This window comes from Paraburkholderia guartelaensis, from assembly GCF_004353905.1.
In the GTDB taxonomy this organism is placed as follows: domain Bacteria; phylum Pseudomonadota; class Gammaproteobacteria; order Burkholderiales; family Burkholderiaceae; genus Paraburkholderia; species Paraburkholderia guartelaensis.
Map to the genome: position 1 here is coordinate 61504 of NZ_SMOD01000018.1, position 13077 is coordinate 74580.

The 13077-nt window shown below is 64.7% G+C and carries 12 protein-coding genes and 1 pseudogene; 9 read left to right on the forward strand and 4 right to left on the reverse strand.

All coding sequences use genetic code 11. The features are described from left to right. Positions 1–124: 124 nt before the first annotated feature. Entirely contained in the window at positions 125–1033 is a 909-nt protein-coding gene (locus tag E1N52_RS23110) for a LysR family transcriptional regulator (protein ID WP_133185060.1), read from the forward strand. Between the two features lie 6 nt (positions 1034–1039). On the opposite strand, the gene E1N52_RS23115 is transcribed toward E1N52_RS23110, so the two are convergent. The 3 genes from E1N52_RS23115 to E1N52_RS23125 form a co-directional block, all read right to left on the reverse strand. Next, positions 1040–2371 carry a type II toxin-antitoxin system HipA family toxin gene (locus E1N52_RS23115; protein ID WP_425468115.1) on the reverse strand — a complete coding sequence of 444 codons (1332 nt, stop codon included), beginning with the start codon at positions 2369–2371 and terminating at the stop codon, positions 1040–1042. Further along, on the reverse strand, positions 2368–2766 hold the full coding sequence (locus tag E1N52_RS23120) for a helix-turn-helix transcriptional regulator (RefSeq protein ID WP_133185061.1): 399 nt from the start codon (positions 2764–2766) through the stop codon (positions 2368–2370). The genes E1N52_RS23115 and E1N52_RS23120 overlap by 4 nt, the downstream gene beginning before the upstream one ends. Positions 2767–3070: 304 nt before the next feature. Then, the gene (locus E1N52_RS23125; RefSeq protein ID WP_133185062.1) at positions 3071–3904 is read right to left on the reverse strand and encodes an NAD-dependent epimerase/dehydratase family protein; all 834 of its coding nucleotides are present in this window, start codon (positions 3902–3904) and stop codon (positions 3071–3073) included. Between the two features lie 175 nt (positions 3905–4079). Here E1N52_RS23125 and E1N52_RS23130 point away from each other — a divergent pair, with 175 nt between their 5' ends. The 5 genes and pseudogenes from E1N52_RS23130 to E1N52_RS23150 all read left to right on the forward strand — a co-directional run bounded on the left by E1N52_RS23130 (position 4080) and on the right by E1N52_RS23150 (position 8675). Continuing rightward, positions 4080–5072 (forward strand): LacI family DNA-binding transcriptional regulator, encoded by a 993-nt coding sequence (locus tag E1N52_RS23130; protein WP_133185063.1) that lies wholly within the window; start codon positions 4080–4082, stop codon positions 5070–5072. A gap of 315 nt (positions 5073–5387) precedes the next feature. Next, positions 5388–5676, forward strand: a pseudogene (locus E1N52_RS23135) (porin); the annotation flags it as partial. Positions 5677–5797: 121 nt separating this feature from the next. Further along, positions 5798–6757 (forward strand): TRAP transporter substrate-binding protein, encoded by a 960-nt coding sequence (locus E1N52_RS23140; RefSeq protein ID WP_246089190.1) that lies wholly within the window; start codon positions 5798–5800, stop codon positions 6755–6757. A gap of 78 nt (positions 6758–6835) precedes the next feature. Continuing rightward, positions 6836–7315 carry a TRAP transporter small permease gene (locus E1N52_RS23145; RefSeq protein ID WP_133185065.1) on the forward strand — a complete coding sequence of 160 codons (480 nt, stop codon included), beginning with the start codon at positions 6836–6838 and terminating at the stop codon, positions 7313–7315. Positions 7316–7322: 7 nt separating this feature from the next. Beyond that, positions 7323–8675, forward strand: a complete 1353-nt coding sequence (locus E1N52_RS23150) for a TRAP transporter large permease (RefSeq protein ID WP_133185066.1) — start codon at positions 7323–7325, stop codon at positions 8673–8675. Between the two features lie 69 nt (positions 8676–8744). On the opposite strand, the gene E1N52_RS23155 is transcribed toward E1N52_RS23150, so the two are convergent. Further along, on the reverse strand, positions 8745–9761 hold the full coding sequence (locus E1N52_RS23155; RefSeq protein WP_133185067.1) for a zinc-dependent alcohol dehydrogenase family protein: 1017 nt from the start codon (positions 9759–9761) through the stop codon (positions 8745–8747). A gap of 109 nt (positions 9762–9870) precedes the next feature. Here E1N52_RS23155 and E1N52_RS23160 point away from each other — a divergent pair, with 109 nt between their 5' ends. The 3 genes from E1N52_RS23160 to E1N52_RS23170 all read left to right on the forward strand — a co-directional run bounded on the left by E1N52_RS23160 (position 9871) and on the right by E1N52_RS23170 (position 13072). Then, a complete protein-coding gene (locus tag E1N52_RS23160) occupies positions 9871–10824 on the forward strand; it encodes a LysR family transcriptional regulator (protein WP_133185068.1) in 954 nt (317 codons plus the stop codon). Positions 10825–10941: 117 nt separating this feature from the next. Continuing rightward, the gene (locus tag E1N52_RS23165) at positions 10942–12189 is read left to right on the forward strand and encodes an NAD(P)/FAD-dependent oxidoreductase (RefSeq protein WP_246089181.1); all 1248 of its coding nucleotides are present in this window, start codon (positions 10942–10944) and stop codon (positions 12187–12189) included. 19 nt (positions 12190–12208) lie between these two features. Further along, positions 12209–13072, forward strand: coding sequence for a sugar phosphate isomerase/epimerase family protein (locus E1N52_RS23170; RefSeq protein WP_133185069.1), 864 nt, complete (start codon positions 12209–12211; stop codon positions 13070–13072). The last annotated feature ends 5 nt before the right edge of the window (positions 13073–13077 follow it).

The window sequence follows — 13077 nt, forward strand, 5'->3', positions numbered from 1 at the left end:
CTCTGGTTGAGACCGTCTGAAAGCTGTCGAACGATCCTGCAACCGCCGATATTTCTGCACAATTACAATATTTGTGATCTATCTTTGCCGAAACGGCAAAGCGGACGAGACCGCGCTCATCGACATGGACAACACCGCACTGCGCTATTTTCTGGAAGTGGCCCGCAGCGGCTCGCTGAGCAAGGCGTCCGAGCGGCTCTACGTCGCCGTGTCGGCGCTCAGCCGGCAGATTGCCCGGCTCGAAGAGGAACTCGGCACGCCGTTATTCGAACGGCGCCCACGCGGCATGGTGCTGAGCGAGGCGGGGCGCATGCTCGCCGAGCACGCGCGGCGCAGCCTGCTCGAAACGGAGCGTGTGATCGGCGAGATTCGCGGGCTGAGCGAGGGCGGCCGCGCGACCATTCGCGTTGCGAGTTCCGAAGGCCTCGCGCCGGATTTTCTGCCGCAGGTATTCGCACACTTTCTCCGGACATACCCGCAAACGCATTTTCAGCTGGACGTGTCGGCGCCTTCTGTTGCAACGCAGCGTGTGCGGGAGGGCACGGCCGATATCGCGCTGTGCTTCAGCGTCGCGCCCGAGAAGGAGATCGCCGTGCACTGTTCGCAGCGTGCGCCGATCTTCGCGCTCATGCGGCGCGATCATCCGCTGGCGGCGCGCGAGTCGCTGTCGTTGCGCGATCTGATCCCCTGGCCGGTCGCCATGAACAGCCAGGGCGTGACGATCCGCCAGTTGCTCGACATCGCGTGCAGTCTCGAAGGGTTGATCTTCGAGCCGGTGTTCGTTAGCAACTATCATGTGGCGTTGCAACGATTCGTACGCCTGACCGATGCCGTGACGTTCACCGGTTTTCTGACCGTGCGCGGCCGTCTCGAGGTGGAGGGGCTGGCCGCCGTGCCGCTCACGAACCCGGAGCTGCATCAGCGCACGCTGCAGATCCAGACGATGGCGGGCCGTACGCTGCCGCAAACCATGCAGGCCTTTCTCGACCTGCTCACGCGCGCGATCGACGACGAAGAGCTTGCGTGCGGCTGATTGCGCCTACGCGGTAAGCCGCGCGGCGAGCCGGCGCATGCCGGCGAAAACGGCATCGGCGACGTCTTCCGGGAAATCAGCGGGGATCTGCGCCGCGACGGCTTCGATCACGCGCGGCGTTTGCGCTGCCACCTGCGCGAGCATCGCTTCGACATCCGCCGCAGCGAATCCCACGCGCTGGCCTTGCGCGATCCAGTGCCGCGGATAGATTTCCTCGACGCGATAGTGCCGGTTGCGTCCGCGCACGGCCATCGCAAGGCTCACGCGTTGCGGCGCAATATGATTGCGGCCCCGGCCGACGATCGGATGCGCGCTGAGCACGTCGTAGAGCGGCGTGGCGGCGTACTCGCCGCCGGGCAGCAATGCGATGCTGTAGTTCTTCGCGTGGCCGTCCGTGGCCGCGAGCAGCCAGAAGATGACCTGCGTGACGAAGAAGTGGCGGCGGTCGGCCGTGGCCTGCGCGGAGCCGTCCAGCACTTGCATGATCGCGTCGATGCCAGGGCCGCCGTCGGCTTCGTATTTGGCGAGGCCGGACGTGCCCGTGGCCTGGCACAGATCCTCCTGCGGCAGGCGCACGATCCATTTCGCGTCGCTCGCGAGACGCCGGTCGAAGCGCTCCACGACGAGCGCCTTCGTGTCCTCGAATTGCGCGATTTCGCACGGCGCGACGGGCAAACCGTAGGCCGCGATGATTTGCGTGCACAGCCACTCGTTTTCGACCGAAGTGCGCATGTCGGCGCGCATGTTGCCGACGAGGCCGAGCGGCAGCTTCAGAATGTGCGTGGTTGGCGTGCTGCCCTGTGGAAGCAGCCACTCGCCGCCATGCCACAGCAGCGCGGTCTTTTCCTGCGCCCCGGCGATCGACAGCCGCAGGCTGTCCACGGCTTCGTGCTCGCCCGCATGCGGCGTGGCGGTGGTTTCGCGCAGCAGTTGCGCGATGTCGCCTTCGCTCAGGGCGCGCCCCTTGATGCTCTTCAGGCCGGCGGGCGCAACGCCTGCGGGAAGGATCTGCAGCGCGCCCACGCAATCGCGGCCGAGCGCGGCGAGCAACTCGAACGGCGAGGTGCCGCCTGTCTGGTAACGCGCGGCGATGCGTCTGCGAATGCGGTCGCTGTCCGGCAGCAGATTGTCGAAATAATCGGCGACGATCTGGCCGCGGTAGGGCTGGTTGCCGGGCGTGAACGGCAGCGAGAGGGAGAGCGGGCGGCCTTGCTCGTCGTCGAGCCAGCTGTCGAGGTACACGAGGCGTTCGTTGCCGCGTGCGTTCTCCCAGTAGCCCACCGGGAGGCCGTTCATCCACAGGTCAAGCCGGTTGGGCAGGCGGGGGCGTGCGCTCACCAGTCCTCCCTCGGCTTGCCGCGGGCGGCGGACTGGCGCCGCGGCGCTGCGTCTGCCGGCGTGGTGCAGGTGCGTTTGCGGGCGGCCGGGGGCTTGGCCGCGCTCGACATCTTGGCGGCGGCTGCAGGCGTCCTGGCCGGGCGGGGCGCGGCTTTCGCAGCGACCGGCGAGGTTTGGGCTTCGGGCGCGCCGAGCTTGATTTCGACGTCGACGAGCCGCAAGACCCGTACGAGCCGCTCGACGCTTGCCGCTTCGGGATTCGCCTCGAACGCGGCATAGCTCTGCTGCGAGATGCCGAGCCGCGCGGCGATGTCTTTCTGGGTGAGGCCGGCCTTCTTGCGGAAGCCGACGAGAATCGGGCGCAGTTGGCTCAGGGTCTTGAGAGGGTAGTCCACGGCAACTCCGGGCGGCTAAATGCCGATGCAAACGGCCGGTGCAAGCGCAAACGCGCGGCGCAGTGGAATACAGTCTATACGCTGTAAAGTAAAAATACAAATCATAGGCTGTAATTTGAAAATACAGGCTATGGGTTGTATCCGGTGCCGGGCGAGTGCGGTCGGGGCGCGTGGCACGGGTGAATGTGCAACTAACTGTCAACCGCCGCACAACCCCGCCCAGCCGCTTCGCGGCCAGAGCGGGTCTGCCTTCAGGCGATCGGGCCGGTCTCCCGCCCGGTCACCTGTTTAATCAGGAATCCGATCAGACTTCGGCGCCTTGCATCGGCTCGCCGAGCACGAACGGTCCGCCCTGATACTGCTGCGCGGCGTCGGCAAGGTCGGCGTTCGGTGCGGCCGCCGGAAAGCGCTCGGCGTACGCCGCCGAGCTGTCACGCGGCCGGTAGCCGAGGAAACCCGCCTTGCCGTTGTCCCACCAGCTTGCCGGGTTGTCCGACACGCCATAGACGATTGCATGCCCCACGCGGTTGGTGAACAACGAGCAGCGCACGAGTTCGATGAAGTCGCGATAGCTCAGGAACGTAACGAGCATGCGTGCGTTCTTCGGTTCTTCGAACGACGAACCGATGCGCAGACAGACCGTTTCCATGCCGAAGCGATCGAAGTAGTAGCGCGACAGCGATTCGCCGAAGCATTTCGTCACGCCGTACAGACTGTCCGGCCGGTGCGCGGCATCGGTATCGAGCACGCTCGTCACGGGATGGAAGCCCGTGACGTGATTGGAGCTTGCGTAGACGATGCGCTTGATGCCGTGTTTGCGCGCGGCTTCATAGAGGTTGTACGTGCCGCGGATGTTGGCTTCGAGCAGATCGTCGAACGGCGCGTCGATGGAGATGCCGCCCAGGTGCACGATCGCATCCACGCCTTCCACGAGTTGCATGACCGCCTCGCGATCCGAGAGGTCGACGCGGCGCGTTTCCTCGTGTGCCGCCGCCTCGCCCAGTTCCGTGATGTCGCTGACGCGAACGACGTCGGCCCAGTTCGCGAGCGCGCCGCGCAACTGACGGCCCAGATTGCCGCCCGCACCAGTAAGAAGAAGACGGCCGAACGGTTTGGCTGCATGTGAATGTTGCGACATCGGGGCTCCCTGGGAATTATTTTGATATTGAGAAACGCGAGGAAAACGTTTTCCGAATATAGCCATCGGGAGTCGCAGCGTCAATGGAGGAATACCTGCGGCAAATACAGGGGTTCACCCCAGTTCCGTTTCTGCGACAATGCTCGCCGTCGATCCTCCCTGGCGCTGCCAACCTATGAAAAGTGGTTCCCCGACGATTCGCGATGTCGCCGCCATGGCCGGCGTCTCGGTCGCGACGGTATCGAAGTACGTAAACGGCACGCAACGCTTTTCGCCGGCGGTGGAGGCGAAGGTCAAGGACGCCATCGAGCTGCTCGGCTACCGCTCCAATCCGCTGGCGCGTTCGATGATCACGGGGCGCACGCGGACCATCGGCATCGCCATTCTGGACATCGCGAACCCGCACTTCACGAACGTGGTCAAGGGCGCGAATCGCGTGGCGCTCCAGCACGACTACACGCTGCTTCTCGTGGACGCCGAAGAGAATCTCGCGCGCGAGCGCTCGCTCATCGAAGCGCTCGCGCCGCGCGTGGACGGGCTTATCGTCAGCTCGCGCGCTTCCGAGGAAATCGCTCGGTGGACGATGAAGCTGGGCAAGCCCGTCGTCATGCTCAGGACCGTGCGCGGGCTCGACATGCCCACCGTCGGTTTCGACAACCGGCTCGCGACTTCCATGCTGGTGCGTCATTTGCTCAACCTCGGGCACCGGCATGTCGCCTACCTGGGGTTCGCCGCGGCGACCATCAACGACGAGCGTATTGCCGGCGCGACCGAGGCGCTGGCCGAGGCCGGCCTCACGCTCGACGTGTACGAGACGCACGCGCCGACCGCCCAGGCGGGCGAGCAGGCCTGCTCGCGGGTCATGCTGGGGCCGAAGCGCCCGCAGGCGGTGATCTGCTACAACGACCTCATCGCGATCGGCTTCATGAAGGAAGCCAGGTCGCTCGGCTTTCGCCTGCCGCAGGACGTCTCGGTCGCTGGTATCGACAACGTGCCCTACGGCGAATATGTCGAGCCGCGCCTCACCACGATCGATGGGCAGAGCGAGCGCATGGGCGAACTGGCCATGCAAAAGCTCATCGATGTCCTGGCTGGCCGCGGGGATGTCGAGCAAGTCGTGCTCGAACCCCGCCTCGTCGTGCGCGACTCGACCGTCGCCTGCCGCTGATCCCCTGATCGCTGAATCCCCCGCTCGCTGGCCGCCAGACAACGGCCGGCGGCCTCGTCACGCCTGCTGCCGGGTCGCCAATTCGCACCCGCCAACGCTGCGCCGCTCCGCGTAACTACCTACTAGCCATTTCGAAAGGAACGCATTAAATTTCGAGAAAACGTTTTCCAGAAGTGGCACGCGAAGAACAAAAGGAGATCGGAAAATGGCGGAGAACATGCGCCGGTTGAAGTGCGCTGTGGTCGGGGTGGCGATTGCGGGCACCGCGCCCGCGTTTGCGCAAAGCAGTGTCACGCTCGACGGTATCGTCGATGCGAATTCGCGACGGGCTACGCCTTACACGCGCGCCGCGCGCGCCAACAGCATCACGAGCCGCGCGCAATACCAGCAGTTCAATCTCTCGAAGTACTACTCGCGTTCCAGGCGCACGGGACTCTACGCGTTGCAGGCTTTCCAGCGTGCCAACGGCAAGACCCTCACGCCGGCAGGCAACGGTACGCAAATCATCAACGCGACCGCGACGATCGGCGACGGCTTCCAGACCACGCCGTCTTCGTCCCGCAGCATGGTCGCAGCAGGTGCAGGCATCATCCACCGGTTCTGAGACACCCGGTTGGCCAGCGAATCAGCCCAAACACGGCTCGAAAACAACTCTTCCATTCTTGGGGCAAGCAATGAAAAAGACCTTTCGCAACTCACATGGTGCACGCACCGTGAAGACCGCAATGACCGTTCTGGCGGCGGCGCTCGCGCTCACCGCAGGCGCCGCGCACGCGCGCGTGTTCCGCGTCGCCGACGTGCACAGCGACACCTTCCCGACCAACATGGCGCTCAAGCACATGGGCGAGGAAATTTCGCAGGCCACGGGCGGCAAGGACTCGATCAAGGTGTTCGGCAACAGCGCACTCGGTTCGGAGAACGATACGATCGACCAGGTGCGCATCGGCGCGCTCGACATGGTGCGTGCCAACGGCGCCGCGTTCAACGAGATCGTGCCGGAATCGATGATTCCTTCGCTGCCGTTCCTCTTTCGCGACATCGACCATTTCCGCAAGGTGATGTACGGCCCCGAAGGCCAGAAGATTCTCGACGCGTTCAAGGCCAAGGGCATGATCGCGCTGACGTTCTACGAGAGCGGCGCGCGCTCGATCTACGCAAAGCGTCCGATCAAGTCGCCGGCCGACATGAAAGGCCTGAAGGTGCGCGTGCAACCGTCTGACCTGATGGTCGACGAAATCAAGGCCATGGGCGGCACGCCCACGCCGATGCCGTTCGCCGAAGTCTATACGGGCCTGAAGACGGGTCTCGTGGACGCAGCGGAAAACAATCTGCCGTCGTACGAGGAAACCAAGCACTACGAAGTGGCGCAGGTGTACTCCGAGACGGACCACGCCATGACGCCGGAAGTGCTCGTGTTCTCGAAGAAGGTGTGGGACACGCTGACGCCGCAGGAGCAGGAGATCATCAAGAAGGCGGCAGCCGACTCGGTGCCGTACTACGTGAAGCTCTGGACGGCGCGCGAAGACACGGCGGGCAAGACGGTGGAAAAGGGCGGCGCGACCATCATTCCGGCTGGGCAGATCGATCGCGCGGCCTTCGTGAAGGCCATGCAGCCGGTCTGGACGAAGTATGAAAAGACGCCGGATATGAAGAAGATCGTGGACGAAATCCAGGCAATTCACTAAAGCCCGGGGCTCCGCGCCGCTTGCGGCGCGGAGCCGGAAAGACGCAGTGGTGCAGTGTTTGCCGTGCAAGGATGGATCATGACTTTCCTGAAACTCCCCAACGATTTGCTGTTTCGCCTGCTGACGATCGTTGCCTCGGCTGCGCTCGCCGCGCTGACGGTTCTCGTCTTCTACGGCGTGATCATGCGCTACGTGTTCGAGAGCGCACCCGATTTCGTCGAGCCGATCGCGTTGCTGCTGGTGGTCACGATCGCCATGTTCGGCGCCGCGCTCAAGGTTCGCGAGCGCGGGCATATCGGTCTCGATTCGCTCGTCAAGAAGCTTTCCCCGCGGGGACAACTGATCGCGGAGGCGTTCCAGCACCTCTGCCTGATCGCGCTTGGCGTGGCGATTTTCTTCGGCTGCATGCAAATGGTGGAAACGACCATGGATGACCGCATCGCGATCCTCGGCGTGCCGGAAGCGGTGCGCTACGTCATTCCCGTCGTGTCCGGCACCTGCATCGTGCTGTTTTCGCTCGAGCATCTGCTGGCGCTGTTCGTACGCAAGGCAAAGTAGGGCAAATATGGAACTCGCAATTCTTTCGCTCAGTTTTTTGGTGCTCCTCGCCGTAGGGGTGCCGGTTTCTTTCTCCCTGGGTCTCGCCTGCGTCAGCACGTACCTTTACGAAGGACTGCCGGCCGCGACTGCCATGCAGTCGATGATCTCGGGCATGAACGCGTTCTCGTTTCTCGCAGTGCCGTTCTTCATCTTCTCCGGTGAGTTGATGCTGCACGGCGGCATTGCCGACCGCATCCTGCGCTTCGCCCAGGCCGCCGTGGGGCATTTCCGCGGTGGTCTCGGCATGGCCAATGTCGTCGCGTGCACGCTGTTCGGCGGCGTTTCCGGTTCGCCTTCCGCCGATACGTCGGCGATGGGGGGCGTGGTCATTCCGCTCATGAAGCGCGAAGGCTATAGCGCGGCCTACGCCGTCAACGTGACGACGCACTCGTCGCTGGCAGGCGCGTTGATGCCGACCTCGACGAACATGATCATCTACGCGTTCGCGGCGCAAGGCATTACCGGCACGCTGAATGGCCAGCAGATGAGCGGGGTTTCGATTGGCGACCTGCTTTTCTCGGGTTTGCTGCCGGTGTTGTGGGTCATGGGCTTCGTGCTGGTTGCCGCGTACTGGCAGGCGCGCCGCTTCGGCTATCCGCTCAGCGCGGACGGCACGACCAAGCTGCAGGTGTTTCCCGGCTGGCTCGCCGTGGTGCGGGCTTTCCTCGGTGCGCTGCCTGGCCTGCTCGTGATCGCGATCATTCTCTTCTGCGTGGCGCGGGGCATTGCAACCGCAACGGAAGCGGCCGCGATTGCCGTGGTGTATTCGCTCGCGCTCACCGTGGTCGTGTATCGCACGATGACGAAGGAGAAGCTGTTCTTCGCCCTCTCGCGTGCCGCAAAAACCACGGGCGTCGTGCTGCTGCTGATCGCGGTGTCGAACATGCTGCGCTATCAGATGGCTTATCTGGAGATTCCCGAGGCCATCGAGCGCGTGCTCGAACATGCCACGACGCTTCCCTGGCTGATGCTTCTCTACATCAACATCATCCAGGTGTTTCTGGGCACGTTCATCGACATGGCGGCGCACATCCTCATCACGACGCCGCTCTTCCTGCCGCTCGCCATGCATAGCGGCGTGGGCCCGGTGCAGTTCGGCATCATGATCCTGTTGAATTGCGCGCTGGGCCTCGTCCATCCGCCAATCGGCTCGGTACAGTTCATCGGCTGTGCAATCGGCGACGTGTCGATCGGGGAGACGACCAAGGTCGCGTGGCCGTACTATCTCGCGATTTTTAGCGCGATCAATCTGGTCACCTACTTCCCGTTCTTCTCGACGTGGCTGCCTAGCGTGATCAACGGGCACCCGGTTTTCTAAGGCGACCGTCACACCCAAAAATGAAGCGGGCACCTGGCGTGCCCGCTTCGCTTTTCTGCACACGTGCTGTCAGGCCACGCGTATCACCACCTTGCCGAAATGCTTGCCTGCTTCCAGCCATGCGTAAGCCTCGGGCGCTTCGTCGAAAGCGAACACGCGATCCACCACGGGGCGAATCTGCTGCGCGGCCACGAAACGCGTGAGGTCGTCGAGCATGGTACGGCTGCCGACCATGATGCCGTGCAGACGCTTGATTCCGCCGATCACCGCAAGGAGGCCGAGTTCGGGGCCCGCGAAACTCGTGACGCCGCCGATGATCGAAACGAGCCCGCCCATCTTCGCGGCGGCCACCGAGCGCGGCAACGTATCGCGTCCGCCCACTTCCACGACGATATCCGCACCTTCGCCGCCCGTGAGCCGCAGTACTTCGTCCTGCCATTCGGGGTGCGAACGATAGTTGATCGTTTCGCTCGCACCTAGCGCGCGGGCGCGTTCGAGCTTCTCGTCGCTCGACGATGTGATGATGGTCCGCAAACCGGCCGCATGGGCAAGCTGCAACGCCCAGATCGACACGCCGCCGGTGCCGAGCAGCACCACGGTCGCGCCGGGCCGTGCGCCGCCATCGGCGAAGATCGCGTTCCAGGCGGTGATGCCGGCGCACGAGATCGTCGCGGCTTCCTCGTAGCTCAGGTGCGCGGGGATCGAAACGAGCGAGCTTTCCACGGTGACGAAGCGCTCTGCGAGCACGCCGTCAACCTGCGCGCCCGCCGACTCGCGCACTTTCCACGGCGCGGGAGGGCCATCCACCCAGTGCGGGAAGTAGGTGTTGATCACGCGGTCGCCTGGCTTGAAGCGCGTGACGGCCGCGCCGACTTCGACCACTTCGCCCGCGCCGTCGGCGACCGGCACGAGCGGCGCGTCGCCAAGACCGAGGTAATCGCCGCGCGCGAACATCAGGTCGCGATAGTTGAGCGAGGCCGCGTGAATCTTCACGACCACGTCATGCGGGCCGGGCGGGCGCGGCGTGAAGTCGGCGCGCGCGAGTGCGCCATGGCCGCTGCCGGCCTTCAGTTTCCATGCGTTCATGACTGCTCCAGTACGAGTGGGAATACCTATGATAGTGTTGCTTCGTGGGCGACATTGGCGAGATTCCGGAGCTTCGTTGTCGCCGCGAAGGATACAAAGGAGTGAGGATATGAACGATCGCCTGAGCGGCGTGGCTGAATTCGTGGACGTGGTGGACGCGGGCAGCTTCTCCGCCGCGGGCGAGCGCCTTGGCGTGACGCGCTCGGCGGTCGCGAAGATCGTCGCGCGGCTCGAACAGCGTCTGGGCGTGCGCCTGCTGCAGCGGACCACGCGCAGCTTGAGCCTCACCGACGAAGGCCACGCCTACTACGAGCAGTGCCGTCGCGTGCTGGGGGAGCTGAGCGCCGTGGAAGCCGCCTTCGATCACGGACGGCGCGAGCCTTCGGGGCGCTTGCGGATCAGCGCGCCGGTGTTGTTCGGGCGCCAGTGCGTGGCACCTGTGGTGCGGCGGCTCGTTGAGGAGCATCCGCGTCTGAACGTCGAACTCTCGTTCAGCGACCGCGTGGCCGATCTCGTCGAGGACGGCTTCGATCTGGCCGTACGCATCGGCACGCTGCCCGACCACGGCACGCTCGTCGCGCGCCGGCTTGGCGTGCAGCGTATGGGTATCTGCGCGTCGCCTGCGTATCTCGCGCAACACGGCAAGCCCGCGGACGTCGCAGCCCTCGCCACTCACACAGGCATCGCCTATGGCCGTGCGGGACAGAGCCCGGCGTGGCGCGTGCGCGGCCCCGGCGGCACAGTCGAGGAGTGCCGGCTCGCGTCGCGGCTGTGCTTCGACGACCTGCTGGCGATCGCCGATGCGGCCGCCGCCGGCGCCGGTCTCGCGTGGCTGCCGTGCTGGCTCATGAGCCCGTATTTGAGCGACGGTCGACTCGAACTCGTGATGGACAGCAAGAGCGTGTTGGGCGACGAAGTTCACGTCGTGCGGCAGAAGGCGCGCCACATGCCGTCGAAGGTGCGCGTGGCGGTGGATGCGCTCGTCGCGGATATTTCGCGCATGCTCGGCACTGAACAGGACCACACGAACCCGATGGACTCCATCGACCCGGACGGAAATTGACGAAATTTCATCAAGGTTTCCGTTGAGCGCGATACGCGCGCCGCTTATGTTTGATCCTAGGAGGACGTCGCCATCGGTGGCGGACGCAATCGGCGTGAAAGCCCAGGGAGACACGAAATGACGGCCACGGAACGGGTGATGGCGATCGTCGGCGCGGGCCATGTCGGCGGCCGCGCTGCCCAGACGTTGCGCGAAGCAGGGTGGCGCGGACGCATTGCGCTGATCGGCTCTGAGCCGCATCTGCCATACGAGCGGCCGCCGCTTTCCAAAGCCCTCCTGACGGGCGAGCGCAGCCCGGCGCAATGTGGCCTGCGCCCAATCGAGGCGTGGCGCGAGGATAGCGTCGAGCACATCGTCGCGACCGTGCAGGCGATCGATCCCGAGGCGCGCACGCTGCAATTCGGCGACGGCGCGACTCTGGCCTACGAGGCGCTGCTGCTGGCCACCGGCGGCCACGCGAGACGGCTGTCCATTCCCGGCGCAACGCTCGCGGGCGTGCTCAGTCTGCGCACGCTCGACGATGCGGCGGCAATCGGTCCGCGGCTCGCGCCGGGGTCGAATATCGTCGTGGTGGGCGGCGGGTTCATCGGCCTCGAAGTCGCGGCCTCGGCTCGCGCGCGAGGCTGCGACGTCACGCTCATCGAAGGCGGTGCGCGGCTGATGGGCCGCGCCGTGCCCGCGGTGATCGCGGCGCGCGCCCATGCGCTGCACGAACGCAATGGCGTGCGCATTCTCCTGAACTGCGCGCCGCAGGCATTCGAGCGGCTGAGCGACGGCACGCTCGACGTGCTACTGGAAACCGGCGAGGCGCTGGGCGCCGATACGGTGATCGTCGGTATTGGCATCGAGCCTGCCGATCTGCTTGCCCGTGAGGCGGGAATCGAAGTCGAACGCGGGATCGTCGTGGACGAAGAACTCGCGACCTCGGCGCGCGGCGTCTATGCCGCTGGCGACGTGGCGGTGTTTCCTAGCCGCTTCGGTTCGCATCGTATTCGCCAGGAAACCTGGCACAACGCCGAAACCCAGGCACGCGTGGCGGCGCACAACATGCTCGGCGCGCACGACGCGTATCGCGAGCTGCCCTGGTTCTGGTCCGATCAGTACGACCATCAGTTGCAGGTGGCGGGCGAGCCCGCGCTTGGCGTGAGTTCGATCGCGCGCGCGATCGGCAGCGATGCCCAGATCCATTTCGAACTGGATGACGAAGCGCGCCTCGTTGGCGCGAGCGGATTTGGGCCCACCAGTGCGCTCGCCAAAGAAATGAAACTCGCGCGTATGCTGGTGGAGCGCGGCGTTTCGATTGCGCCCGAGGCGTTGCCAGATGTGTTGGCAAACCCCGAGGTCAAGCTCAAGAGCCTGCTTTGACACGAAACACGGAGACATGATGGCGCAACGACTCCTGGTGTTCCAGTCGCTCTGGTCGATGGAGCGCCGCCATACCGATGGCTACGAGCGCACGCTCGAAGAAAACGTGCGGATGATCGCCGAAGCGGGTTTCGACGGCGTGAGCGCGCATTGTACGAAGCGCGAGGACGTGAAGCGTCTCGCAGAACTGCGCAAAACCTATGGACTGGCAGCGGAAGGCCAATGCTTCCCGACGACTGTCGACGACCTGCAACCGGTGCTCGAACTCGCAACCGAATTCGGCCTGCACCACGTCGACCTTCAGCCCGACGTGCGTCCGCGCACGCAGCGCGAGGCGCTCGCCTTGCTGGACGGCTGGCAGCGGCTGGTCGAGCAGGTGGAGATACCGGTGTACATCGAAACGCATCGCGACCGCATGACGACGGATTTGTATTTCACGCTGGATCTGCTCGACGCGCGGCCGGACCTCAAGCTGCTCGGCGACATTTCGCACTATCTCGTCGGGCGCGAGTTCGCGTGGCCGGTTTCCGAGGAGAACCACGCGCTCATGCATCGCATACTGGATGCTTCGTGGGCATTTCATGGCCGCGTGGCGAGCCGCGAGCAAGTGCAGATCGAGCTTTCTTTCGCGCCGCACCGCAAATGGGTGGATCTTTTTCTCGACTGGTGGCGCTACGGCTTTCGTTCTTGGCGCAAGCGAGCGGGCGCGGACGACACGCTCACCTTCACCTGCGAACTGGGGCCGCAGCCTTACGCGATCATCGGACCGGATGGCAACGACACGACCGACCGCTGGCGCGAATCGCTGCTCATGCGCGACTGGATTCGCGAGTTGTGGCAAGAGGTCGAAAAGGAATCCGCGCGCGAAAGCGCGGCGGTTTGAAACCC

Coding starts and splice junctions, on each gene's coding strand:
- E1N52_RS23140 (WP_246089190.1), top strand. CDS start 5,798: ATGACCGTTCTGGCGGCGGCGCTCGCGCTCACCGCAGGCGCCGCGCAC.
- E1N52_RS23145 (WP_133185065.1), top strand. CDS start 6,836: ATGACTTTCCTGAAACTCCCCAACGATTTGCTGTTTCGCCTGCTGACG.
- E1N52_RS23150 (WP_133185066.1), top strand. CDS start 7,323: ATGGAACTCGCAATTCTTTCGCTCAGTTTTTTGGTGCTCCTCGCCGTA.
- E1N52_RS23110 (WP_133185060.1), top strand. CDS start 125: ATGGACAACACCGCACTGCGCTATTTTCTGGAAGTGGCCCGCAGCGGC.
- E1N52_RS23155 (WP_133185067.1), bottom strand. CDS start 9,761: ATGAACGCATGGAAACTGAAGGCCGGCAGCGGCCATGGCGCACTCGCG.
- E1N52_RS23130 (WP_133185063.1), top strand. CDS start 4,080: ATGAAAAGTGGTTCCCCGACGATTCGCGATGTCGCCGCCATGGCCGGC.
- E1N52_RS23165 (WP_246089181.1), top strand. CDS start 10,942: ATGACGGCCACGGAACGGGTGATGGCGATCGTCGGCGCGGGCCATGTC.
- E1N52_RS23125 (WP_133185062.1), bottom strand. CDS start 3,904: ATGTCGCAACATTCACATGCAGCCAAACCGTTCGGCCGTCTTCTTCTT.
- E1N52_RS23170 (WP_133185069.1), top strand. CDS start 12,209: ATGGCGCAACGACTCCTGGTGTTCCAGTCGCTCTGGTCGATGGAGCGC.
- E1N52_RS23160 (WP_133185068.1), top strand. CDS start 9,871: ATGAACGATCGCCTGAGCGGCGTGGCTGAATTCGTGGACGTGGTGGAC.